At 62.4% G+C, this 24194-nt stretch carries 18 protein-coding genes and 1 pseudogene; 17 read left to right on the forward strand and 2 right to left on the reverse strand.

Translation table 11 applies throughout. The features are described 5' to 3' along the window. Positions 1-268 precede the first annotated feature (268 nt). The 10 genes and pseudogenes from AAA969_RS01170 to AAA969_RS01215 all read left to right on the forward strand — a co-directional run bounded on the left by AAA969_RS01170 (position 269) and on the right by AAA969_RS01215 (position 13596). The gene (locus AAA969_RS01170) at positions 269-2641 is read left to right on the forward strand and encodes a TonB-dependent receptor (RefSeq protein WP_338242706.1); all 2373 of its coding nucleotides are present in this window, start codon (positions 269-271) and stop codon (positions 2639-2641) included. Positions 2642-2647: 6 nt separating this feature from the next. Next, positions 2648-4357 (forward strand): carboxylesterase/lipase family protein, encoded by a 1710-nt coding sequence (locus AAA969_RS01175; protein ID WP_338242708.1) that lies wholly within the window; start codon positions 2648-2650, stop codon positions 4355-4357. Continuing rightward, positions 4354-6348 (forward strand): tetratricopeptide repeat-containing sulfotransferase family protein, encoded by a 1995-nt coding sequence (locus AAA969_RS01180; RefSeq protein WP_338242710.1) that lies wholly within the window; start codon positions 4354-4356, stop codon positions 6346-6348. Before AAA969_RS01175 ends, AAA969_RS01180 begins: the two co-directional genes overlap by 4 nt. 106 nt (positions 6349-6454) lie before the next feature. Beyond that, entirely contained in the window at positions 6455-7279 is an 825-nt protein-coding gene (locus AAA969_RS01185; RefSeq protein ID WP_338242712.1) for an SDR family oxidoreductase, read from the forward strand. 7 nt (positions 7280-7286) lie between these two features. Further along, entirely contained in the window at positions 7287-8279 is a 993-nt protein-coding gene (locus tag AAA969_RS01190; RefSeq protein ID WP_338242715.1) for an NADPH:quinone reductase, read from the forward strand. 4 nt (positions 8280-8283) lie between these two features. Next, positions 8284-9846, forward strand: a complete 1563-nt coding sequence (locus tag AAA969_RS01195) for a carboxylesterase/lipase family protein (protein WP_338242717.1) — start codon at positions 8284-8286, stop codon at positions 9844-9846. Further along, entirely contained in the window at positions 9843-11354 is a 1512-nt protein-coding gene (locus AAA969_RS01200; RefSeq protein ID WP_338242719.1) for a BCCT family transporter, read from the forward strand. Before AAA969_RS01195 ends, AAA969_RS01200 begins: the two co-directional genes overlap by 4 nt. Before the next feature lie 249 nt (positions 11355-11603). Next, entirely contained in the window at positions 11604-12524 is a 921-nt protein-coding gene (locus AAA969_RS01205; protein WP_425325018.1) for a 3-keto-5-aminohexanoate cleavage protein, read from the forward strand. Then, the gene (locus AAA969_RS01210) at positions 12521-12955 is read left to right on the forward strand and encodes an acyl-CoA thioesterase (RefSeq protein WP_338242724.1); all 435 of its coding nucleotides are present in this window, start codon (positions 12521-12523) and stop codon (positions 12953-12955) included. The genes AAA969_RS01205 and AAA969_RS01210 overlap by 4 nt, the downstream gene beginning before the upstream one ends. Before the next feature lie 31 nt (positions 12956-12986). After that, positions 12987-13596 (forward strand): annotated as a pseudogene (locus tag AAA969_RS01215) (IS6 family transposase). A gap of 231 nt (positions 13597-13827) precedes the next feature. Here the strand turns inward: AAA969_RS01215 and AAA969_RS01220 are convergent. Continuing rightward, positions 13828-14772, reverse strand: coding sequence for a LysR family transcriptional regulator (locus AAA969_RS01220; RefSeq protein WP_338242726.1), 945 nt, complete (start codon positions 14770-14772; stop codon positions 13828-13830). Between the two features lie 115 nt (positions 14773-14887). Between AAA969_RS01220 and AAA969_RS01225 the strand changes: the two genes are divergently transcribed. The 6 genes from AAA969_RS01225 (at position 14888) to AAA969_RS15055 (ending at position 22085) form a co-directional block, all read left to right on the forward strand. Further along, entirely contained in the window at positions 14888-17269 is a 2382-nt protein-coding gene (locus AAA969_RS01225) for a TonB-dependent receptor (RefSeq protein ID WP_338242728.1), read from the forward strand. Between the two features lie 35 nt (positions 17270-17304). Further along, complete coding sequence (locus AAA969_RS01230; protein ID WP_338242731.1) at positions 17305-18726, forward strand: MFS transporter; 1422 nt, start codon at positions 17305-17307, stop codon at positions 18724-18726. A 14-nt stretch (positions 18727-18740) separates the two neighbouring features. Continuing rightward, positions 18741-19550, forward strand: a complete 810-nt coding sequence (locus AAA969_RS01235) for an acetoacetate decarboxylase family protein (protein ID WP_338242734.1) — start codon at positions 18741-18743, stop codon at positions 19548-19550. Further along, entirely contained in the window at positions 19547-20812 is a 1266-nt protein-coding gene (locus AAA969_RS01240) for a 3-hydroxyacyl-CoA dehydrogenase NAD-binding domain-containing protein (protein WP_338242737.1), read from the forward strand. The genes AAA969_RS01235 and AAA969_RS01240 overlap by 4 nt, the downstream gene beginning before the upstream one ends. A 14-nt stretch (positions 20813-20826) precedes the next feature. Continuing rightward, positions 20827-21624, forward strand: coding sequence for an SDR family oxidoreductase (locus tag AAA969_RS01245; RefSeq protein ID WP_338242740.1), 798 nt, complete (start codon positions 20827-20829; stop codon positions 21622-21624). Between the two features lie 209 nt (positions 21625-21833). Next, entirely contained in the window at positions 21834-22085 is a 252-nt protein-coding gene (locus tag AAA969_RS15055) for an alpha/beta hydrolase (RefSeq protein ID WP_425325019.1), read from the forward strand. Between the two features lie 237 nt (positions 22086-22322). Here AAA969_RS15055 and AAA969_RS01255 read toward each other — a convergent pair whose 3' ends face one another. Beyond that, on the reverse strand, positions 22323-23336 hold the full coding sequence (locus AAA969_RS01255; protein WP_338242745.1) for an IS110 family transposase: 1014 nt from the start codon (positions 23334-23336) through the stop codon (positions 22323-22325). 136 nt (positions 23337-23472) lie between these two features. Here AAA969_RS01255 and AAA969_RS01260 point away from each other — a divergent pair, with 136 nt between their 5' ends. Continuing rightward, positions 23473-24168, forward strand: a complete 696-nt coding sequence (locus tag AAA969_RS01260; RefSeq protein ID WP_338242747.1) for an IS6 family transposase — start codon at positions 23473-23475, stop codon at positions 24166-24168. The last annotated feature ends 26 nt before the right edge of the window (positions 24169-24194 follow it).

The following is a 24194-nucleotide window of genomic DNA, read 5'->3' on the forward strand; positions in this document are numbered from 1 at the left end:
GGCGGCCCGAGCCTTGTCAATCCATGTTGCTTCCGCACCCGTCCCGAAGAGCGGTTATCCCGCGCTTACAGCCCTGTGGCTGACTCTATCGCGACCCAGAGTGCGGCGCGTGTCGCCTTCCCGGCTCAAGGGAAAAGCGGCAATGGATGAATCAAAATCATGCAATGGCGAATGTTTTCTGGTCGCGCAGGTCGGCTGGCTTGCTTAGGCTCAGCCAAAATACGGCGGGCGGACCCCGTCGAAATAAAGAGACCATGGGGAGAAATTTATGACCGGCAGCACCTGCAGCGGCTCGAAAACGCGGGGCGCCTCGCGCCTCGCGCAGCTTATGACGACGACGTGCCTGATCGCGTTCGGCGGCGCCGGCGGGGCTGTGGCGCAGGAGGCCGCGGCGGACCAGCCGCGCCGGACGGTGGATGTGATCACCGTCACCGCCCAGAAGCGCGAAGAGAGCCTTCAGGACGTGCCGCTTTCGATCCAGGCGATCGACAGCACCCGCATACAGAATCTCGGCATCTCCCAGTTTGAAGACATCGTCGCCTTCGCGCCGTCGGTGTCCTTCGTGTCCGAGCGTCCGGGCACACAGAACCTGTTCATCCGCGGGGTCGCCGACGGGTCGAACCCGAACCGGACCAATACTGCGACGGCGACGCTCTATCTCGACGAGCAACCGCTCACGGTGGGCGGGACGATCATTGACCTGCACGGCTATGATATCGAGCGCTACGAAGTGCTCAACGGCCCGCAAGGCACGTATTATGGCGCGGGCTCGGTGTCTGGCACCGTGCGCATCATCACCAACAAACCCGATCCGTCCGGATATGAAGCGGGCGTCGACGCCACGGTGGGAGCGATCTCGGATGGCGGCGAGATCTACACCCTTGAGGGCTTCGCCAATATCCCGATCGTGGAAGATCGTGTCGCGATCCGTCTGGTGGGCTGGTATGACGAGCAGGGCGGATTTGTTGACAACATTCCGCTGACGCGCACCTACACCAACGGCGCGGTGGTCTCCAACGCCCCGTTCGTTCAGGAGGACTACAACACCTCCGAAATTACAGGCGGGCGGGCTTCGCTGCGCGCCGATCTGACGCCGAACTGGACCGGTACGCTGTCAGCCTTCTACCAGAGTGCGGACACGACCGGCGCCTGGGACCACGATCCGCGACGGCGCGGCGATCTCCAGGTGGCGCGCTTCGCGGAAGACAGCGGCTCGCGCGAATTCAGCCAGTACGCCGCCACGCTGGAGGGGTCGACCCGCTTCGCCGACATCGTTCTGACGACGTCCTATTTCAGCCAGGATTATCAGTCCTCGGCGGACTATTCAGACTATGTCGAATACGCCTCGTTTGCGCCGTGGATCCAGCAGTTCGCCTGCGATGAGTATTATTACTACGGCAATGTCGGCTGCAACGATCCCAGCATGGCGTTCAGCACCGACAACTATGACGAGCGCTGGTCGACCGAAATCCGCGCCACCTCCAACGGTGACGGTCCGCTGAGCTGGATCGTCGGCGCCTATTTTGAGTCGAACGAGAGCGAGGGTTTCGGGATATGGGAGATGCCGGGCATCAAGTTCGGCGGCGCGCCGGCAGCTTTTTACCTGTCCTACTATGGCGGCACACCGCTTCCGAGTGAGTGGTATAGCTATTACGGCTCTGGCAGCAGCGAGCAGATCGCGGTTTTCGGCGAGGTCGGATACGACATCACAGAGCGTCTGACGCTCACCGTTGGCGCGCGCTTCTTTGAGGACTCCTTCTCCGGCGACGCTGGCGGCTGGTCGACCTATTTCTACCAGCCGAAGACGGGCGGCGCTGCCTCCTCGGGCGAGAGCAGCGGGGAAGGCTTCAAGTTCAATCTGCAATACCGGATCAGCGATAATCTGCTGACCTATTTCAACTTCGCTCAGGGCTTCCGGGCTGGCGGCTCGAACGGTGCCATCGGGCAGACCAATCCTGACATCCCCGAAGTCTACGATCCGGACTATCTCGACAGCTACGAGGCGGGCTGGAGGGCGCAGCTGTTTGATGGTCGCCTGATCTTCAATGGCGCGATCTACCGGATGATCTGGGAGGATTTCCAGACCTCGATCTACGACATCAGCATCGCTCCTGTGATCTTCTACGCCAACGCTGGCAACGCTGAGGTGCTCGGCTTTGAGGCCGACATCCAGGCCCAGATCACCAATGGCTGGTCGTTAAATTTCAATGCGAACTACAACAGTTCAGAGCTGACCGAGGACTTCAGATCGCTGGTCGACCCCACGCTCATCTGGGCGCCGGAAGGCCGGGAGCTGCCCTACGTGCCGGCCTGGAAGTTCTCGGCGACAACGCGCTATGAATTTGCGCTCACTGAGTCCACCGACGCCTATGTCCAGGCCGCTTATTCCTACACGGACGAAGTCTGGAACCTGCTGATCGAGGAAGCCTTCCAGGCCGGGGCCGTGCCCGAGCGCCAGGACGCGTACGGCACGCTCGACTTGCGCGGCGGGCTTGAGCGGGGCCCGTACCGCCTTGAGCTGTTCGCCACCAACGTGACCGACGAGCGCGCCCAGGTGTTCATCAATACCGGCTATTACGACGAGCGGATCACAACCAATCGCCCGCGCACGATGGGTCTTCGCCTGCGCGCGCGTTACTAGGCGGCTATGCGCTCGACCCGAACCCTGACCGCGGCGCTTGTCTGCGCCGCGGTCGCAGGGGCCTTTTCCCTTTCGGCCTGCGCCGCCCCCGAGCCGGGTTTGCAGGTGGAGACCGGCGAGGGCCCCGTGCTCGGGATGCAACGCGAAAATGGTGCGCATTTCTGGGGCGCAGTGCCCTATGCGGCGGCTCCCGTGGGTGACGCGCGCTGGCGGCCGCCGCAGCCCGCCCCGGCCCGCGAGGCGGTGCTGGAGGCGTTCGAGCCCGGCGCGCCGTGCGCGCAACCGGCCTATGGCGACGCTGAAACCGGCCCGGTCCTGGGGGCGGAAGACTGTCTGACTCTAAACATCCATGCGCCTGCTGACGCCGACGGCGCGCCGGTCATGGTGTGGATCCATGGCGGGGGCAACTACGCCGGCGCGGCGCGCGAGTATGACGGCGCGGTGCTGGCGGAGCGCGAGGGCGTAGTGGTGGTGACGATCAATTACCGCCTAGGTCCGTTTGGCTGGTTTCACCATCCCGCCATCCGCGGCGAACGCCCGGACGCGCCCACGGGACAGTTCGCGGTGCTCGACATGATCGCGGCTTTGCAATGGGTGCAAGCCAACATCGAAGGCTTCGGCGGCGACGCTGGTCGGGTGACCATTTTCGGCGAGTCCGCCGGTGGGCAAAACATTTACGCCCTGGTCCTGGCGGAACCCGCGCAGGGCTTGTTCCATCGCGCGATTTCCCAGAGCGGCGGGCTGTGGAATATGAGCCTTGCTCAAGCGGTCAATCCAAGCGACGCCGAAGCGCCCGGGACGCGGGCCAGCGCCAGCGAATTCCTCGCCGCTTGGCTCATTGCGGCGGGGCGGGCCGACGACCGCGCTGCAGCGCTGGAGCTGCTGTCCACCATGAATGACGGCGTGATCGCCGCCTTCATGCGCGACCTCTCCACCGAAGCGGTGCTCGCCCCGTATCGCGATCAGCCCGATCTTGGCTATGACCTGCCCAGCGTCGTGCTCGACGGGGTGATCGTGTCGCAAGAGGGCCACCGCGCCCAGCTCGCCTCCGGCGCCTATAATCAGGTTCCCATGATGCTAGGCGGCAATCTCAATGAGCAGAAGGCCTGGATGGCCTATGATCCAGCCTATGTGGAGTTCACCCAAGCCGGACCCGTGGCGCGCGCCCGGGATCAGTACGCCGCCATCGACCAGCATTATTCCAACTGGTGGAACGCCAGCGCCGTGGACGATATCGCCGACCACGCCGTCTCACCGGTCTACGCCTACCGCTTCGACTGGGCCGACGCCCCGAACGAGCCCGTGGACCTTGCCTTCCTGGTCGGCGCCGCTCATGGCATGGAGATCCCCTTCGTGTTCGGGACCTTCGCCGGCGGCTTTGAGCCGCTATTCACGCCCGACAACCGCGCCGGGCGCGAGACGCTGTCCCGGGCGATGTCGGCTTACTGGGCCGAGTTCGCGAGAAGCGGCGATCCGGGCGATGGCGGGGCCGGCTTGCCGCAGTGGGAGACGTGGGACGAGGGCCGCCGGAAGATGATCTTCGACGCTGGTGAAATCGCTCTGGCCCCGGCGCCGCTGACCTTTGACACGCTTGTGGATAGACTGCTCGCCGACGAGCGGCTGAGCGAGGAAGAGCGCTGCATGATCCTGCGCCACAACACCATGTACCCGGAGTTCGACCTGGAGCGGCTTGCGCAAGCCGACTGCGCGCCATGACCGGGACCTCGCCCGCCGCCGCTAAGGGGGATGTCCGCCAAGCGTTCGCCAACGCCCAGCGCTGGGTCAATGCCGGGCGTCCTGACCTAGCGACCGAACAGCTTGAGGCGATCCTCCAGGCCGTGCCCGGCGAGGTGAACTCGCTGTGTCTTCTGGGCTCTCTTTACAGTTCTCAAGGCCGGCTTGAAGAAGCGCTTGTGCTGCTGGCCCGTGCGCGCGACGCCGCGCCCGGATTTCATCAGGCCGCGCTTGAGCTCGCCCGGGTCCAGCGCCAGGCCGGTCAGATCGACGCGGCGCTTTCAACGCTTGAGGGCCTGACAGCGCGCGCGCCGGACCATAGCCGGGCGTGGAATGTTCTGGGGGATGCGTTGTGCGAGGCGAAGCGGTTCGAAGACGGGCGCCGCGCCTTCCGCAAGGCCGCCGAAACGGATCCGCATCGCGGCCTCATCGCCCGGTCCATCAAGGCGCTCAACGAAAACCGCCGCGCCGAGGCGGAGCGAGACCTGCGCGAGGTGGTCAAGGCCGATCCCGACCATGTTCACGCCCTGGTGGGTCTGGCTTCGCTTGCGCTCGATGCTGGCGTGACGGTTGACGCGGAGCGCCTGCTGGAGCGCGCCCGGCGGCTGTCTCCCTATTCCGATGTGGTCTGGCGCAATATCGCCCGGCTGGAATCTGAACGCGCTGATTACGCCAAGGCCGAGGCGGCGGCGCGCCTGGCCGTCGAGGTGGCGCCCGATCGCGCCGACAGCTGGTCCATGCTGGGCAATGTCCAGGCGTGGGGGCTGAAGCCTGACGACGCGCGCGATAGCTTCCGCCAGTGCCTCGCTGTCGACGCCGATCAGCCGCGCGTCTGGCTGTCGCTTGGGCATGCGCTGAAGACCTTGGGCGACCGGGCCGAATGCGAGGCGGCCTATGGCGAAGCGATCCGCCTGGATCCGGCTCTGGGCGAAGCCTATTGGAGCTTGGCGGATCTAAAGACCTATCGCTTCGATGATGCCCAGCGCCAGACCATGACGGCGGCGCTCAAGGACGAAGCTGTCCCGCCCGGCGACCGGGCGGGGTTCCACTTCGCGCTGGGCAAGGCGTTCGAGGATGACGGCGCGTTTGAAGACAGCTTCGACCACTACGCGCAAGGCAACGCCATCAAGGCCCGCCTCGATACCTTCGATATGGACGGATTCCAGGCCACGTGCGCCAAGTTGAAGGCGGCTTTCCCGGTCTTGAGTGAACGCTCGACCAACGCAGAGGGTCCGACGCCGATCTTCATCGTCGGCCTGCCGCGCGCTGGTTCGACCCTGCTGGAGCAGATCCTCGCCTCCCACAGCGCCGTTGAAGGCACCATGGAGCTGCCGCACATGCTCACCTATGTGCGCGACATGATCGCCGGCCCCGGCTATCCCGAGGCGCTGGACGCCATGGACGCGGGGGCCTTCGCCGCGCTGGGCGCGCGTTATCTGGAGGAGACTGCCGTCTACCATGGCGACGCGCCCTTCTTCATCGACAAGATGCCCAACAACTTCGTCCAAGTCGGACTGATCACCAGGGCTCTGCCCAACGCCATCATCATCGACGCCCGCCGCGATCCGCGCGATTGCGGCCTGTCCTGCTTCAAGCAGAATTTCGCCCGCGGCCAGACTTTCACCTACGATCTGGAGACGCTGGGGCGGTATTACCGGGCCTATGTCGATCTCATGGCCCATTGGGACGCCGCCGGTCCCGGCCGGGTGATCCGTGTGCGGTATGAAGACGTGGTCGCCGACCTCAACAGCGAAGTGCGCCGGGTGCTCGCCCAATGCGGGCTGGAGTTTGAAGAGGCTTGTCTGCGCTTTCATGAAACCCGGCGTGCGGTGCGTACCGCCAGCGCCGAACAGGTGCGCCAGCCGATCTACGCCAAGGGCGTGGGGCACTGGCGCAAGTATGAACACCGGCTTGAACCGTTGGTGCGGGCCCTGGGCGACGTGCTCGCCACGGAGGGTCGTGCCAATGGATGAATTGAGTTCACCGAGCCACCAATCGTTTCGAGTCGCGAACCAATTGGCGCCGCTGTATCAAGCTTGGCCGGTGTTAACTCGAATTGCTAAAAAAGGCTGACGGACCATGGCGATCCAGTACTCCGCCGCACACGATGACCCCGACGCCGATCCGCGGCCGAAGGGCGCTGCGCTGATCACCGGCGCCGCGTCGGGGATTGGCGCGGCCGTCGCCGCCAAGCTCGCCGAAGACGGCTGGCCGGTGCATGTGTGCGATTCCGCGCCCGACGCCATCGAGGCCTTCGCCAGCGCACATCCCGAGATCGACGCGTCGGTCGCCGACGTACGCGACCCCCATGCCGCCGCCCGGGTCGTCGAGCAGGCTGTTGGCCGTCATGGATCGATCGGCGTTCTGATCAATAATGCCGGCGTTGCGGGCATGACCGCGGCCATCGAGGACGTCGATGATGACGACTGGCGGCGCACGATCGATATCAACATCAACGGCGCGTACTACTTCCTGAAAGCCGCCGCGCCGGCCATGAAGGCCGCGGGCGCCGGATCGATCATCAATATCGCCTCGACCGCGGCCCTGTTCGGTTATCCCCAGCGCACCGCCTACGCAGCGTCGAAATGGGCGCTGATCGGCATGACCAAGACGCTGGCCATGGAACTGGGCCCGTTCGGGGTGCGCGTGAACGCCGTGTGTCCGGGCTCTGTCGAAGGCCCGCGCATTGATGGCGTGATCGAGCGCGACGCCGCCCATCGCGGCATGGCGCCTGAAGAGGTCCGCCGGATCTATGAATCCCAGGTCTCCATGCGCCGCTTCGTTACTAAGGACGACATCGCCGACACTTGCGCTTTCCTCGCGTCCGACCGGGCCCGGATGATCTCCGGCCAGGTCATCGCCGTGGATGGCCATACAGAAACACTGACCTTTCCGATCAAGTGAGAACACCATGAAAGCTGTCTGGTTTGAGGCGTTCGGCCAACCTGCTAAGGTGCTCCAAGTTGGCGAAAAGCCTACGCCGGAGCCCGGTCCGGGCGAGGTGCGCGTGCGCCTGATCACCAGCGGGGTGAACCCGTCCGACGTGAAGAAGCGGGCCGGCGCCTTCCCCCACCTGCTCGACAATGGTTACGTCATTCCCCACAGCGATGGTGCGGGCGTGATTGATGCGGTGGGCCGAGGCGTGGATGGTTCGCGCGTTGGAGAGCGGGTCTGGGTCTACCAGGCCCAGCACGGGCGCCGGTTTGGCACCGCCGCTGAATATGTGGTCGTGGAGGCGCGCCGGGCGCCAGCTCTGCCCGATGGCGTAGGCTTTGAGGCGGGGGCGGTGTACGGCATTCCGGTGATGACTGCGCATCGCTGCGTGTTCGTTGAAGGCGATCCGGCGGGCAAGGTCATCCTCGTCACCGGCGGAGCGGGCCGGGTCGGCCTGTACGCCATTCAGTGGGCGAGCCGGGCCGGCGCGACGGTCGTGGCGACCGCCAGCAATCCCGCCGACGACGCGGCCTGCCGACAGGCCGGCGCCGCCCACATCGTAAATCACCGCGAGGCCGGTTGGGGCGCGCGCGTGCTGGAGACGACCGGGGGCCATAAGGTTGATCAGGTCGTGGAGGTCGAGTTCGGCGCGAACCTGCCTGAGGTGCTGGAGTGCATCCGCATCGGCGGCGCGATCTGCACCTATTCCTCGTCACAGGACATGACCCCGACCCTGCCCTTCTACCGCATGATGTTCATGGACCTCACCGTGCGCATGGTCATCGTTTACGAGATGCCTGAAGCCGCCAAGCAGCAGGCCATATCCGATATCGCCCGCATCGAGGCCGAAGGCGGGCTGACCCACCGAATCGCCGAGACCTACGCACTGGAGGACTGCGCCAAGGCCCAAGCCGCGATTGAGGCGGGCGACCGCCGCGGCGCGGTCGTTTTGAAGATTCAGGAGGCCTAATCGATTGGCGGTTCGTTCCTGGTTCACAGTTGTCGCGGCGTTGTGTCTGGGGCTGTCGGCATGCGCGCCGGACGCCGCGGCGCCCGACGCCGCCGCGCTGGCCCCAACGGCGGTCACCTCAAGCGGGGCGCTGACGGGCCGCGCGCTGGACGGCGCGCCAGCTGGCGGCGTGTTCGCCGGCGTGCCCTTCGCCGCGCCGCCCGTGGGAGCGCGCCGCTGGCGCGCGCCGGCCCCGGTGGAGGCAAGCTCGGAACCTCTAAACGCGACCAGCTTCCCCCCGGCCTGCATGCAGACCAGCGCCATCACCGACTGGTATGCCGATGTGGCCGAAGGCGTGGGCGCTCCGCGTAACGTCGCGGCGGCGCCGGCCGGGGTGAGCGAGGACTGCCTCTATCTGAACATCTGGACGCCAGACCTGACGCCCGGCACGCCGGCGCCGGTCATGGTCTACATCCATGGCGGCAGCTATACTTCGGGCTGGTCGTATGAGCCCAACTATCATGGCGAGGCTTTCGCGGCGCGCGGTGTGGTTCTGGTCTCTATCGCCTATCGGCTGGGCGCCTTCGGCTATCTTGCTCCGGACGCGCCCGGCGCCACAGCAAATGCCGGCTTGCTGGATCAGATCGCGGCTCTGGAATGGGTGCGCGATAATATCGCGGCGTTCGGCGGCGATCCGGGACGGGTGACGATTTTTGGGGAAAGCGCCGGTGCGGCGGCGGTGGGCGCGCTCATCACTGCGCCTCCGGCGCACGGCCTGTTTCATCGCGCGATCAGCCAGAGCGGCGGGTTTGAAATGGTCACCGAGCGCACGCCTCAAAGTGCGAACGAAGCCTTCCAGTCTCTGGTCGCCGCGCTTGACGATGATCCCATGGACGTGCCGGCGCAGGACATCCTGATCGCCGCGGGCGATGCGCTCTCCGGGTATGATTACGGTCCGGTCCCCGGTGCGGCCGCGCTGCCGGTCTCGCCGTGGCAGGCCATTGAGAACGGCGACGTGTCCCCGACCCCGCTGATGATCGGTGTAAACCGGGATGAGTGGCTGATGGATCTCGACCCTGAAACCCAGGACGCTGACCTGGCGGCTTGGCGCGACTGGGCCGGCGATGAGGCGGTCGACGCGGTGCTCGCCGACGCCGACACGATCCCGGCGGCGCTGGACCGTCTGGAAACCGCGTCCCTTATGCGCTGTCCCGGGCGCGCGCTCGCTCGCGCGGTGGCCCGGAGCGGCGCACCGGTCTTTATGTATCGCCTGGACCGGGTGCGCGAAGGCGCAGACTCTCTTGGCGCCTATCACGGCGCGGAATTGCCCTATGTGTTCGATACGCATGACGCCTGGCTGCCGACCACGGCGGAAGACGAAGCGCTCGGCCGCGCCATGAATGCGGCCTGGGCGCGCTTCGCGTCGGCGGGGGATCCTAACGGCGATGGGGGGCCGTCCTGGCCGGAATACGGCGCCAGCGGCGACCTTCTCGTCTGGGACGTGGAACCGCGCGCCGGTGCGCCGCTCGACATTGAGCTTTGCGCTCCGCTCGGCTGGGGCGCGCCGCAGCGTTGGGGTGCGCCATGACCGGTCCTGTGCGCACAGATTGGTTCGCGTTCAGCGTCAGCGCGGCGATCGTGGTCGCGGTGTGCGCCGGGCTTGTGATCAACCCCGAGGCCGGGGCGGAGCTCCTGCCGCAGATCTACGCCGTCATCGCCGAGCGGGTCGGTCCATTCTATCTGGTGATCGGCCTTGTGCTGATCGTCTTCCTGGTCTGGCTGGGCCTAAGTCGCTATGGCGCGGTGCGCCTGGGCGGCGCTGGGGTGGAGCCGGAGTTTCGCACGCTGGGCTGGGCGGGGATGTTGTTCTGCGCCGGCATCGGCGCCGGGCTGATGTACTGGGCCGCGATCGAATGGGCCTACTATGTGGAGACCCCGCCGTTTGCGCTGCCGCAAGGCTCCCCGGAGGCGCTGGAGTGGGCGTCGGCCTATGGCCTGTTCCACTGGGGGCCGACCGCCTGGGCCTTCTATTGCCTGCCGACGCTGGCGATCGCCTATGCCTATCACAATCGCGGCGTTCCATTTCTACGCCTGAGCACGGGCTGCAGCGGGGTCAAAGGCTTTGGGGCTGGTCAGCCCCTGGGCCGGATTGTCGACACCATCTTCATGGTCAGCCTTCTCGGCGGGGCGGGAACCTCGCTCGGCTTCTCCACCCCGATGATCGCAGCGCTCGCCGCCCGGATCGCGGGCGTCGAGCCCAGCTTTGCGCTGGAGGTCGGCACGCTGGTGATCACCATGACCTTGTTCGCGTTGAGCGCGGCGGCGGGGCTTCGCAGCGGGATCCAGCGCTTGAGCGATCTGAATGTCGGGCTGATCTTCCTGTTCCTGGTCTTCGTGTTCATCGTCGGCCCCACCGGCCTGTTCATCGAGGCGGGGGTGACCGGCTTCGGTTTGGTGGCGCAGAACTTCATCCGCATGAACACCTGGGCCGAGCCGTTCGGGGAGTCGAATTTCGTCATCGATTGGACGATTTTCTACTGGGCCTGGTGGATCGCCTACGGGCCGGTTGTGGGGCTGTTCGTGGCGCGTATCTCGCGCGGGCGCACGATCCGGCAGGTGATCTTCGGCATGCTCGGCTATGGCACGCTGGGCGCCGGGCTGTTCTTCGTGATCCTTGGCAATTTCGGCCTCAACCTGCAGCTCACGGGCGCTGCGGATATCGTCGGCCTGCTCAATGATGACGGCGGGGCAACAGCCATTGTCGCCATGATGGACGCGCTGCCGCTCGATGTCTGGGCCATGGGCCTGTTTGTGGTGACGGCGGTGATCTTCTCGGCCACTACCTATGACAGCGCCTCCTATATCCTCGCCTCCAGCTCCACCCATGCTCTGGAGGCCGGGCGCGACCCGGCCCTGTGGCAGCGCCTGTTCTGGGCGGCCATGCTCGGCGCGCTGCCGGTGACGCTGCTGTTCATGGGCGGATTACGGGTGGTTCAGACCGCCGCGCTGATCGCGTCGGCGCCGGTGGTGCTCATCGGATTCGTGATGGTGCGGTCGCTGATGACCCAGCTGCGCGAAGACCATCCGCGCACCTGACAATACAATACAGATCAAGTCCTGTGTGCGGCGTTGACGGCGCCATACTCATGCTCTGTTTACATTCACCTTTGGGTGAATTTATTTCATCTATCGATTTGCAATCCAAGCCGAAGTGTTTATTACTCAAAGTATCTGAAATCCAGTGATCCAGCGACGCTTGGCGGCCAGGCCGTCCGATGCGCGAAAATGCGCGTCTGCGTCGCCGCTGCAACGGGAGCAAGAGCTTTGACCGCGAATGATCAGCGCCTGAACCGAAACGTGATTATCACCTGCGCCGTCACGGGCTCGGGCGAGACGGCCGGAAAGACGCCGCACCTTCCCGTCACCCCAAAGGAGATCGCCACCGCGTCAATCGAGGCCGCCAAGGCCGGCGCCGCCATCGCCCACATTCATGTGCGCGACCCGGAAACCGGCGCGCCGAGCCGCGACCCCGAATTGTTCAGGGAAGTGGTCGATCGCATTCGCGAGCACGACACCGACGTGATCATCAATCTCACCACCGGCATGGGGGGTGACCTGTTCCTGGGCCTGGACGACGCGCCGACGGAATTTGACCGCGAGGCTACCGACTGTGTTGGCCAGGTCGAGCGCATGGAGCATGTGGAGATGCTGCTGCCGGAGATCTGCTCGCTCGATTGCGGCTCGTTCAATTACGACATGCCCAACTATGTCTACGTCTCCTCTATCGGCATGCTGCGCATCGGCGCGGAGCGCCTGCAGAAGATCGGCGTGAAGCCGGAACTGGAGGTCTTTGATCTGGGCCATATCTGGTTCGCCAAGCAGATGCTGGCCGAAGGCATCCTGGACGCACCGCCCCTGTTCCAGCTGTGCATGGGCATCAGGTGGGGCGCCGACGGCACCACGCGCAACATGCAGACCATGGTCGACAATCTGCCGGACGGCGCGAACTGGGCGGGCTTTGGAATCGGCTCAAACGAGATGCCCATGGTGGCCCAGACCGCTTTGCTGGGCGGTCACGCGCGAGTCGGTCTGGAGGACAACCTCTACCTGGAGAGGGGAGTCCACGCCACGAACGCCCAGCTGGTGGACAAGGCCCGCGGCCTTCTTGAAGCCATGGGCTCCAAGATCCAGACGCCGGAAGAGGCGAGGAAGACGCTCGGCCTGAAGAAGTATGAGCAGATGAAAAAGCTGCGCGCGGCCGCATGACGGGGTCGTTTCGCGCTGTCGCCCACCCCTGGCTGTGCGATGTGATGGGGCATCTGACGACGCGTCACTATGTGGCGATGTTTGACGATGCCTCCTATCACTTCCTGTTCGAGGTGTTCGCCTGGTCCGGCACCGATGCTGCGAACGGCGTCGGCTTCGCTGACGTGCGCCACGAGCTGGACTATGCCGCCGAGGTGGGCTCAGGCGATCTGCTGGAGATCACCGGCCGGCTCGAAAAGCTCGGGACCAAATCGGTGACCATCGTCTACGAGATGACCAATCTGAGCCGGGGCGAGCTTGCTGCGACCCTCAGAAGTGTCGCGGTGTGCTTTGACACCAAGGCGCGCAAGGCCGTCGCTTTCCCCGACGCATGGCGCAGAAAGGCCGAAGGCGTGCTCGCGCAAGGCGTTGTCCGAGGAAGTTCGACTTGAGCGTGGACCGCCGGTTTCTTAGCTTCGCGCGATGCGTAACCCGTTTCGATATTTCAAGACGTCACCTGAGATTATCCGCCTCGCGGTGATGATATACATCCGCTTTCCGCTGTCGCTTCGGAACGTCGAAGATCTGCTGCACGAACGCGGCATCGATATCACCTGCAAAACGGTGTGCTTTTGGTGGAACCGGTTCGGACCGCTCATGGCGAGGCCCACTATCTGTGGCGCGCTGTCGATCATGAAGGCGAGGTTCTGGAGTCTTTCGTCACGAAGACGCGAGATATGGCTTCAGCATTGAAGTTTCTTAAGAAAGCGATGAAGCGATACGGCCGGCCGGAGGAAGTCGTCAGGACCGCGTTCGGTCGCACGGCGCAGCGAAGCGCGAGATCGGGAACGAAGGTCGACAGGTCACCGGCCGGCACGAGAACAATCGGGCTGAGAACTCACACCTTTCGTTTCGAAGGCGAGAACGTGCGATGGCGCGGTTCCGGCCCATGCGAAGCCTGCAGAAGTTCGCCGCCGCTCACGCCCCCGTCCGCAACCACTTCAACCACGACCGATCTCTCGAACGCCGGCCTCGCTTCAAGCCGCTTCGCGACAAAGCGCTCGCCGAGTGGCGTCGGCTCCTCGCTGCATAAGCCGGCGCACCCTGACTCCTGAGACCGATCCGCTTTTGTCTGACAGCACCGCCACTCAGACTGGCAAGTCTGGTCTCTTTCCATGAACTGGAGATTTCTTACCAAGTTTCAGGGGTTTGGGAAGTTGTGCCTGGAGCCGAGGCGCACTCAACTCACGGCAAAACCGCAGATAACTCCGATAGTCTCCACCCCCATAGTTCGGTGGTCCGAGTCCGCGAGGTGTTCATGCTATTATGCTTGGGATCGTGTGAGATATTGTTGCCAACCCGCTTCGGCGATGTCGAGGACAATCCGCGACAATTGTGCCGCCGCAGGTGAGAGCGGGCGATCTTCCCGAGTGGCGACAACGCCTGAAATCCGCAGAGCAGGCAGGTCTTGCAGCCCTGGCAGCAGGCAGACAAGACCGGTTTCAAGCTCGGTCTGAACGACAGGCTGGGGCAGTAACGCAATCATGTCGGTGGATTTCAACAATTGCCGGGTGAGGCCAAGGTCTGACGTTGTGAGAAAGATTTCGCGCAGGCTCTGCAATGATTTCAGCTGGCTGGGGAAGGCGGTGATGAACTGCATCAAAAGCCAGTCTGGCACGTCGCCGCCGCCGAACGGAAAGTGAACAAGATCGTCCAGAGTGAGGGCGTGTTTTCCAAGGATGGGATGCTTTGCCCGGCAGGCAAAAACAGGCGGCGCCAGGTTGAACGAACGGTATTCCAGGGCGCTGGATTCAGTGTCGGGTGCGAGACCGATAAACAGATCGATCCGGTCATTTGACAGCGCGTTCTCCTTGGTCCGCCAGTTCATGCTGGCAGTCGTGAAGCGCAGGCTGGGTTTCTGTGTCAAAAGCATCGCCAGGGCCGGCGCGAGCAAGCCTTCTGACAGGACCGGATCAATGCCGACATTGAGTTGGCCGCTCTCCAGATTGCGCATCAAGGAGATTTCCCGATTGGCATCTTCTACCAGCGCGACGGCCTCGCGAGCCGCATTGAGCAGGGTTTCGCCATAGGCCGTCGGTACCGTGGCGCGTTTCCGGCGCTCGAACAGGGGGGCTCTGGCATCCCGCTCCATCTTGGCGATCATCTGGCTCAGAGCGCTGTGTGTGATGCCAAGCTTGTCTGCGGCTCGCCGGTAGTTTCCGGTTTCTGCCAAGGCGATCAGATACTGAAAGCGGGTGAGTTCAATCATGACAATCTAGGTAAGCAAAACTGACCTTATTGACCATTTTGGTTAGCTTGGCAATCGTTTCACCTCAATTATATCCGGGCGGCGGGGAGGCCGGCCTCAGAGCGGGGAGAAACCGATGAAAAAGCAAGTTCTACTGTCTGGCATTGCATCTGCAGCGCTGCTCACGATCAGCAGTGCTCACGCCCAGGACGCGACCGAGGAGGCAGTCAGCGTGGTGGGCGAGGTGATTACTGTAACCTCGGAGAGACGAGAGGCCGACTTGCAGGACGTGGCTGTTGCCGTGTCCGCATACACGTCTGAGCGACGAGAAACCCTCGGTATACTGACGACCCAGGACATCGCGCGGCTGACGCCCGGCATGAGCTATTCGGAATTCCCAAATCGCGTGTTTCTGCGCGGCGTGGGACGTTTCCTGAACACACCTGGCAGTGATCCGGGTGTGGCGACCTATGCGGATGGTGTCTACACGTCGGAAGCGTCGGTCATCGGTCTTTCCTCCTTGTTCGTTGAACGCGTAGAGGTTTTGCGCGGACCGCAGGGCACGCTGTATGGCCGCAACTCGATTGGTGGTGCGGTGAATGTGGTGAGCCGACGGCCGAGTGACGAGCAAGAGTTCGAGTTCCGACAGACCCTCGGAAACTATGGCACAAGCATTACCGAGGCTGCTCTGTCTGTGCCCCTGTCGGATGCTGCAAGGATGCGTGTTGCAGGGTCGTCGAATCGCCATGACGGCTATATCCGCAATGACGCGGGAGCCGACCAGGCGCAAGCTGATGTACGCTTCTATGAAGTCCAACTGGAGGCGGATCTCTCAGACGATCTTGATGTCTGGGTTCGCTACTATGGCTCTGTAGCGGACTCGACACCGACCACCGGTATCCAGATTGATCCGTACGAAACCGCGACCTATTTCGGATCGAGCAGTCTGTTGCCATCCCCTACCTTCGGCTATGCGGGCGCCAATCCGGCCGCGACAGATGCGTTCACGGTCAGTCATGATTATGACGGGCAATACCGGCTGGATGACCAGCATGCCGTGACAGCCGCGGTGACCTATGAATTCGACGGCATCCGCATGCGATATACGGGAGGGTGGCAGACCTATGATTTCTTCCAGGACAGCGACTTTGACCGTTCCTCGCGAGTCTCCTATCCGGCATTCGGCATTGGCCCCGTCGTCGAGGCCGGTCGAATCGAGACCATCACCGAAGACAAGGAATTCTCCAGTCACGAGCTGAATCTGAGCTCGACCGGTGACGGCCCGATGCAGTGGATTACCGGGCTCTACTATTATGAGGAAAATACCGAGCAGTCCTACGATATTGCCAGTCCCAACCAGGCCCAGCTCGGGACGCTGCTCAACAGCTTCACCCTTGCGCCGACCGGTGTGGCCAATCCGGCCCTCAACTATGTTGATCTTGGCGCGGAGCTTGAATCCACATCCTGGGCTGCCTTTGGTCAGATCGACTATGATCTGACACCGCAATGGCGGCTTACGGCAGGGCTTCGATATACCTCGGATGAGAAGCATGGCCGCGAGACGCTGCAATACATGCTGTGGGCGCCCTTTGTGGCGGGATCGCTGGGATACGGACCATCCGCACCGGCAGTCGAGGGCGCATTTGCATCCTGCTGCGCCCTGGATGCGACACCCTCGCTGACCGGGCAAGGGCCGAATGTTCGTGATGTTTCAGGTGAATGGGACGGGTTCACTGGCCGGATCGGACTGCAATGGCGTCCGGATGATGACACGCTTGTCTATGGCGGAGTGAGCCAAGGCTACAAGTCCGGTGGGTTCAATCTCTATGCCTTCACACCCGCTGTGGCGGAAGAGCAGCTGATTGCCTGGGAAGTTGGCCTGAAGCAGACGATCGGAGATACGCTCCAGGTCAATGCTTCGGCGTTTCTGTACGACTATCAGGACCTGCAAATCCCCGTTCAGGTGCTTTCCGGACCCGTCGTGAGGGACAACTTCATCAACGCGGATGAAGCACGTTCCGCCGGCCTGGAGCTGGAAGTCATCTGGGCCCCGAGCCCGAACCTCGAATTCTACGGGACCTACTCCTATCTCAATTCGGAGTTTACGGACTTCTGCTGCACGGTCGACCTCGCCAATGCCGCTGCCGGTGCACAGGATCTTGATGGCGCGACCATGCCCCAGTCGCCTGAGCACAAGTTCAACCTGACGGCCTTGTATCGGTTCGGTTTCGACGCCGGCGACCTGAATATCGTCGGGTCATACAGTTATGTGGGTGACCAGTATTTTTCTCCCTTCAATACGGAGCGCTACCTTTCCCCTGGGTCTGGACAGGTTGACTGGCGCGCCGTCTGGGAGAGCGCTTCAGGCCATTATGATCTTGTCGGCTATATCCGAAATGCAACGGATGAGGTGGCCTATAACGGTCTTGAAATTGGTTCCGCCGACTCGGGCTTCGCGCGTCGCGTGACGCTCAATCCGCCGCGCACCTATGGCATCGAACTCCGCGTTCGCTACTAGGCCGGGCAACTGGGTCAGGTGGATGGAGAAAACCAATGATGCCGAAGAAGCTGACACTCCCCTCGAAACTCGCCTACGGCTTTGGGGCCGTGGCCTACGGGGTGAAGAACAATGGTTTCGACTATTTTTTACTGATCTTCTATTCTCAGATACTTGGAGTGGAGGCCGGCCTGGTGGGGCTGGCCTTGCTCCTCGCGCTGCTGTGTGACGCGTTCACTGATCCGGTCGTGGGGTATCTGAGCGATAATACCGCGGGACGGTTCGGGCGACGACATCCCTGGATGTATGCTGCCGCAATCCCGGTGACGTGTTGCTATTATTTCCTCTGGGCGCCACCAGAGAGTCTGAGTCCTGACCACCTCTTTTTCTACCTGGTTGGGCTTTCCATTTTGGTCCGGGCTTTGGTGACCTTCTATGAGGTGCCGAGCTCCGCGCTCGCCGCCGAAATCAGCCGCGATTATGACGAGCGGACAACTTTGATGGCTTGGCGCAATTTTTTTGGGTGGGTAGCCGGCACATTGATGGCGGTATTCACTCTCATGGTCATTCTGGCTCCCTCGGAGACCAACCCGCAGGGTCTGTTCAATCGTGACGGTTTCGCCACTTATGGATTTCTGGCGTCCGCTCTGATTTTCATTTCCATCGTGATAGCAAGCCTTGGCACACAGCCCCTCGCCGTGCCGCTGGCGAAAACTGAAGGCCGGCAGAACGGTAATCTCGGCTCGGTATTTTCCGAGGTTATCGAGACGCTCAAGGTGCCTTCTTTCTTGGCGATCTTCCTCGCAACGGTGCTGGCGGCGGTCGCGACGGGTCTCACGATGAGCCTGAATCTCTATCTCAACACTTTCTTCTGGGGGCTCGCGCCCGATCAGATCAGCGTGCTGGTCCTCGCCGTGTTCGTTGCTTCGCTTCTGGCCCTGAACCTCGCACCCGCACTGTCTCGGACCTGGGGCAAAAAGAAGTCGGCCATCATTTGTGGTGTCGTGATTGTGTTCATGTCACCGACATTGATTGGCCTGCGTTTGCTGGGACTTCTGCCAGAAAATGGTGATCCCAGCCTGTTTCCAATTCTGTTGACGGTGACGGTGCTGGAGATGACCCTCGCGATCACCATACAGACATTGATGATGTCGATGATTGCTGACCTGGTGGAGCAGAATGAGGTCCGTACCGGGCGGCGCTCGGAGGGCGTGTTTTTCGCCACCATCACCTTCACCCGGAAGGCAACGCAGGGGCTTGGAGTGTGGGCAGCGTCTCTCGTTCTGGTTTTCGCCAATTTCCCGGAAGGCGCATCTCCCGGCGAGGTCTCTGAAGGCAGCATTGCCGCCCTTGCGCAAATTTACCTGCCGGCCGTTGTCGTGCTGTGGCTGCTTAAGTTGGTCGCGACCAATCTCTACCGGATCAGTCGTGAGGAGCACGAGGACAACCTCGCCAAGCTCAAGGCGTCGGCCGAATAAGAGGGTTCAAAGCCATGTTCTCAATTGATGTCGGAAAGAGCTACATGATGCCCGCCCATTTCGGTCCGCGTTATGTCGGACCGGGAACATCTGGCTGGTATCATGATGTCACGGCAATCACGCTTTCATTTGTAACGGACCCGGAGGCGCTGGCTGCGTATTTGCCGCCACGCTTCAGGGTTGCCGAGGAAGCTGTCGTGAGTGTCATTTATGCCTGCAACAAGCGTGTCGATTGGCTCGCTGGGCGGGGTTACAACATGCTGGGCGCGAATGCTGCGGTCGTCTATGACGGTCCGGAAGAGCAGGTGGAAGGCAGTTATAGTCTCGTGCTCTGGGAAAACCTGACGGACCCCATCCTGACCGGACGGGAGCTGCAGGGCATTCCCAAGCTTTTCGCCGACATTCCGGAGCATACCGTCAATTCGGAAAGCTGGCGTGTCGGAGCCAGCCTGTACGGCAACAAGATCGTCGATCTCGAAGTATCGGGAGTGCGTGCGCCCTCGCTGGAAGAGGTTGCTGCGATCAATGCGGCGAGGTCTGGAAAGGACAACCCGATGGGATGGCGCCACATTCCGCCGACGGCTGGGGTTGGCGACGGTCTCGACAGCTATTTCACCTTCCCCAGTGAGAACCATATTCGCCAGGTGTTTATCGGCGAAGGAGAGCTGGTCTGGAACTCACTTCGTTGGGACGAAAACCCGACGCAATTCCATATTGTCAATGCGCTGTCGGAGTTGCCGGTGCTGGAGATGAGGCCGGCGCTCATTACGCGGGGCAGTACCAATCTCATCGTTCCTGACCGACCGACAAGGCCCCTGCGATGAGCCGGGCAGAGGTTGGAAGCATCTGCTTTGTCGGTGGTGGTGCGATGGGTTGCTACAACGCTATCCTTGCCGCATTGGCAGGGTATCCGTCGGTCATCCATGATGCGTCTGAAAGCGCCCGCGGGCTGATAGCTGCGCGCCTGCAGGAAACCGCCCGCCAGCTCAGCGCTGCCGGTTTGTGCGCGCCTGCCGCCGTGCAAAGCGCTCTCGGTCTCATTCGAGTAGAGCCGGACCTTGGCCGAGCCGTTCAGGGGGCATGGCTCGTCAGCGAGTCGGTGTTTGAAGACCTGGAGTTGAAACGCCGCGTTTTTGCTCAGCTGGAGGCGGAATGCGATGACACGGTCTTGCTGACGACGAACAGCTCGGCCTTGCTCGGCTCGGACATCGAGAGTGTGCTGAAAGTCGGGGAGCGCTTTGCCGCGCTTCATTCTCACCTCGGGGCCAAATTGTTCGACATCGTCGGTGGGCCGAGAACCTCGTCGCAGACCATCGCTCGATTGCAGGCCTATGTGGCCGACATTGGCGGATTCCCGCTCGTCCAGAAACGCGAGAACAAGGGGTATGTGTTCAATGCGATGATCGGACCTGTGCTGGGCACGGCGCTCTATCTGGCCGCCACCGGCGCCGACAGCGTGCGCGATATCGACCGCTCTTGGATGCTGCGGACGGGATCCCCGATGGGACCGTTCGGCATGATGGACCTTTTTGGTCTCGGCTTGATCTACAGCGCATGGCGGAATCGTCCGGATGATCTGATCACCCGTTTCATGCGCGATGATATTCTGGCGTTTATGGCACCGGTTCTCGGGACCGGGCGCGAGGGTGTTCGGACCGGTGGTGGATTCTACAATTATCCAGACCCGGCATACGCGCGCCAAAACTTCCTCGGGCAACTATCGCCCACCAGTGCTGCGGGTGACGCACTTGTGTCAGCCTGGACGCAAAATGCCGTTCTGCTTGTCTGTAACGATGTTGCGTCCCCAGAGAATGTCGACCGGGCCTGGATGGTGGCAACGGGACAGTCGCGCGGTCCTTTTGGAGAGATCGACAGGATCGGATTGGACCGGGCGGCCCTTCTTTTCGCGGTGTCCGGGGCGATGGTTCCGGCCGCCGATCATCCGCGGCTGATTGAGTATCTTCGAAAACGAATAGCCACTCACGGCGCCGGCGAGAAGGCCGACACAGGTTTTTACACTTATCCAGCGCCGGCTTATGCCCAAGAGCAATTCCTGAAGGCCTCGGCCTGGGCAAGCGCGGCCTGACGGGGAGGCAAAGGATGGGTTCGCTATTTGATGTCACGGGCAAGACCGCCCTGGTTACCGGTGGCGCCACCGGCATTGGCGCCATGATCACCGAGGGACTCGTTCGGGCCGGTTGCCGTGTTTTCATTGCCTCGAGAAAAGCTGATGTACTGGTCCCGTTCGCCGAGCGAATGAACGAGATCGTCCCGGGCGCTGTGGTAAGCGTAAAAGCGGACTTGTCCTCAGGGGAGGGGGCAGAGAATTTGGTTCAAGCCATTAGGCAAGGGACTGATCATGTTGATATTCTGATCAATAACAGCGGTGCGTCCTGGGGTGCGGATTTCGATGACTTTCCGCGCAGTGGCTGGGACAAGGTGCTCGGGTTGAATGTCACAGCGCTGGCGGATCTGACGCGGGCCATGATGCCTCTGCTTGAAAGCCGGGCGAGTTCTGACACGCCCAGCCGTGTCATCAATCTCGGATCCATCATGGGCACACGGGCAACGCCAAGCGTGACCAATAGTGTGGGCGCTTACAGCTACACTGTCAGCAAGGGCGCTGTGCACCACCTGACGCGTCTGTTCAGCAATGAGCTTGCTCCGCGCCATGTCACGGTCAACGCGATAGCACCGGGACCGTTTCCCAGCCGGATGATGGCATTTGCAACGGACGAGCAGGAAAAACGCGAGGCACTCGCGAAGAATATTCCCCTTGGGCGTATTGGCGAGGCGGACGATGTTGTCGGAACAGTCATCTGGCTGTGCTCCCGCGCTGGAGCTTACATCACGGGCGCGATCATTCCGTTGGATGGCGGGATGTCGGCCTCAAGCTGACCAGGCCAGCGATGACCAGTCGATCAACCCAGCGCATTGCGGCCCAGCAACATGTTGACCCGGAGCTTCTGCCCTTCCTGCAGAGGATACCAACCGTGACATTTCACGCGGGTATTCTCGAGCAGATACGGTCCGCCCCACTGGCCTGGCCGGTTGATGTCGAGACTCTTCAGCATGTCGAGACACGCGGGTACCGCGTTCCCGGTGATATGCGCTGCACGGGACCTGTGCCGGTGCGTTATCACCGTCCTGCAGGCGTGGCGGGCGCTCTGCCAGCCATTCTGCATGTTCATGGTGGCGGGTTTGTCAGCGGCAGTGCAAAAGCGAGTGACGCGCGGTGTCGTCAATTGGCCTGGGCGCTGCAATGCGTGGTCATATCCGTGGATTATCGACTGGCGCCTGAAACGCGTTTCCCGGGCGGCAGTGTCATGTGTGGACGGCCCCTGTTCTGCAAGGTCTGATTTGGGTGATTTATGATCATTGCGGGTTGCGGTCATGTGTCCGGCCTGTTGGCGCGGTGCTGTGACCGCTGGCCCTGATGAAGTCCGCTTGGCCAGGTCCCTCTCAGATTATCGAGCTCTTACGCCCTGACACTGCCTCGGGTTTTCCTGGCTGCGGCCCCGTTTGATCATCATCACCTACATCTGCCCTCACAGCTCCTGAGCGACAGCACGTTCGCCGTCGCGGTTTCTTTGCGCCTACGCCCTTGCAGGCGCCCGATAGGTCTCGCCCCGGGCCAGTACGGCCCAGGCGATGCGCGCCGTTTTGTTGGCCATGGCGACGGTAGCAACACGGGCCGGTTTGCGCTCCAGCAGACGCCTGACCCAGTCCCCCGTCGCCGAGGTGTTCGTGCCAACACGCCGGATGACCGAAGTCGCGCCGACGACAAGAAGCCGGCGCAGATAGCCATCGCCCATCTTCGATATGCGCCCCAGACGTTCCTTGCCGCCGGACGAGTTCTGGCGCGGCACCAGTCCGAGGAAGGCCGCGAACTGACGGCCCGTCTTGAACACCGACGGGTCCGGTATGCTGGCCGAGATCGCGGTCGCCGTAATGAGGCCCACGCCCGGTATCGTCTCCAGCCGTTGGCTCGTCTCATCGGTACGGTGCCAGGCCATGAGCTGGCGCTCAAGCGTGCGGATCTCGGCAGCCAGACTGTCGAGCTGGGCCGTCAAGCTGGTCAAGGCAGAGCGGGCGATAGCCGGTAAGCGATCCTCGTCCAGGGTATCGAGCAGCACGGCCAGCTTGTGCGGGCCTTGCGCCGTGATGATTCCGAACTCGGCCAGATGCGCGCGGATCGCATTGAGCAACATGGTGCGCTGGCGCATCAGAAGATCGCGCGTCCGGTGCAACATCATCACGCCCTGGCGCGCCTCGCTCTTGACCGGAACAAAGCGCATGGACGGGCGTGTGACCGCCTCGCAAATCGCTTCGGCATCGGCCGCATCATTCTTCTGGCGTTTCACGTAGGGCTTCACATAAGCCGGAGGGATAAGCCGCACCTCATGGCCCAAAGCGCCGATCTCACGGGCCCAGAAGTGGGCCGTGGCACAGGCCTCCAGTCCGATGAGACAGACAGGCAGATCGCGCAGGAAATCCAGAACACCCCCGCGGCGCAGCTTCCTGCGGAAAACCACCGCGCCTTGTGCATCAACGCCGTGAAGCTGAAAGACAGACTTGGCGAGATCAATGCCGATTGTTGTAACATTCATGATGGACGGTTCCTTCCCTTGTGCTGGTTCCCAACAGCTCCAGCATGGCACATCGCGATGCCGTTGGTCGGGGCCGTCCACCCCATCAGAGGAACTTGGGCTTGAGCGTGAGGCGTCGGTTTCATAGCTTCGTGTGATGCGTAACCCGTTCAGGTATTTCAAAACTTCGCCCGAAATCATCCGTCTCGCTGTGATGATGTACATCCGCTTTCCGCTCTCACTAAGGAACGTCGAAGATCTGCTCCACGAACGCGGCATAGACATCACGCATGAGACGGTACGCTTTTGGTGGAACCGGTTCGGTCCACTCTTCGTGAAGTCGATCCGAAGACGCCGCGTCCGGAACACGAACTACTCGAACTGGACTTGGCATCTCGACGAGGTGTTCGTGAAGATCAACGGCGAGCTCCACTATCTCTGGCGGGCGGTCGACCATGAGGGTGAAGTACTCGAGGCGTTCGTTACCAAACGCCGGGATCGCAAGGCAGCGCTACGATTTTTTCGAAAGGCGATGAAGCGATATGGTCGACCAGAGCAGGTCGTCACGGACAAGCTATCGTCCTACAAGGCGGCGATGCGTGATCTAGGAAATGTGAGCCGCCAGCAGACAGGGAGGTGGCTCAACAATAGGGCCGAAAACTCACATCAGCCATTGCGGCGACGAGAGAAGATCATGACGCGATTCCGGTCGATGCGAAGTCTTCAAAAGTTCGCCGCCGTCCAATCCTCAGTCCACAATCACTTCAATCTCGAACGCCATTTCTACCGCCGCGAAGAATTCAAGGAAAACCGATCCGCCGCCCTGGCCGAATGGCGTCAGCTCGCGGCCTGAGTCAGGATCAAACCCGGTTTTCGAGA

The organism is Maricaulis maris (assembly GCF_036322705.1).
Taxonomy (GTDB): Bacteria; Pseudomonadota; Alphaproteobacteria; order Caulobacterales; family Maricaulaceae; genus Maricaulis; species Maricaulis maris_B.

Coding starts and splice junctions, on each gene's coding strand:
- AAA969_RS01180 (WP_338242710.1), top strand. CDS start 4,354: ATGACCGGGACCTCGCCCGCCGCCGCTAAGGGGGATGTCCGCCAAGCG.
- AAA969_RS01245 (WP_338242740.1), top strand. CDS start 20,827: ATGGGTTCGCTATTTGATGTCACGGGCAAGACCGCCCTGGTTACCGGT.
- AAA969_RS01225 (WP_338242728.1), top strand. CDS start 14,888: ATGAAAAAGCAAGTTCTACTGTCTGGCATTGCATCTGCAGCGCTGCTC.
- AAA969_RS01210 (WP_338242724.1), top strand. CDS start 12,521: ATGACGGGGTCGTTTCGCGCTGTCGCCCACCCCTGGCTGTGCGATGTG.
- AAA969_RS01260 (WP_338242747.1), top strand. CDS start 23,473: ATGCGTAACCCGTTCAGGTATTTCAAAACTTCGCCCGAAATCATCCGT.
- AAA969_RS01240 (WP_338242737.1), top strand. CDS start 19,547: ATGAGCCGGGCAGAGGTTGGAAGCATCTGCTTTGTCGGTGGTGGTGCG.
- AAA969_RS01220 (WP_338242726.1), bottom strand. CDS start 14,772: ATGATTGAACTCACCCGCTTTCAGTATCTGATCGCCTTGGCAGAAACC.
- AAA969_RS01255 (WP_338242745.1), bottom strand. CDS start 23,336: ATGAATGTTACAACAATCGGCATTGATCTCGCCAAGTCTGTCTTTCAG.
- AAA969_RS15055 (WP_425325019.1), top strand. CDS start 21,834: ATGCGCTGCACGGGACCTGTGCCGGTGCGTTATCACCGTCCTGCAGGC.
- AAA969_RS01190 (WP_338242715.1), top strand. CDS start 7,287: ATGAAAGCTGTCTGGTTTGAGGCGTTCGGCCAACCTGCTAAGGTGCTC.
- AAA969_RS01170 (WP_338242706.1), top strand. CDS start 269: ATGACCGGCAGCACCTGCAGCGGCTCGAAAACGCGGGGCGCCTCGCGC.
- AAA969_RS01185 (WP_338242712.1), top strand. CDS start 6,455: ATGGCGATCCAGTACTCCGCCGCACACGATGACCCCGACGCCGATCCG.
- AAA969_RS01200 (WP_338242719.1), top strand. CDS start 9,843: ATGACCGGTCCTGTGCGCACAGATTGGTTCGCGTTCAGCGTCAGCGCG.
- AAA969_RS01230 (WP_338242731.1), top strand. CDS start 17,305: ATGATGCCGAAGAAGCTGACACTCCCCTCGAAACTCGCCTACGGCTTT.
- AAA969_RS01175 (WP_338242708.1), top strand. CDS start 2,648: ATGCGCTCGACCCGAACCCTGACCGCGGCGCTTGTCTGCGCCGCGGTC.
- AAA969_RS01235 (WP_338242734.1), top strand. CDS start 18,741: ATGTTCTCAATTGATGTCGGAAAGAGCTACATGATGCCCGCCCATTTC.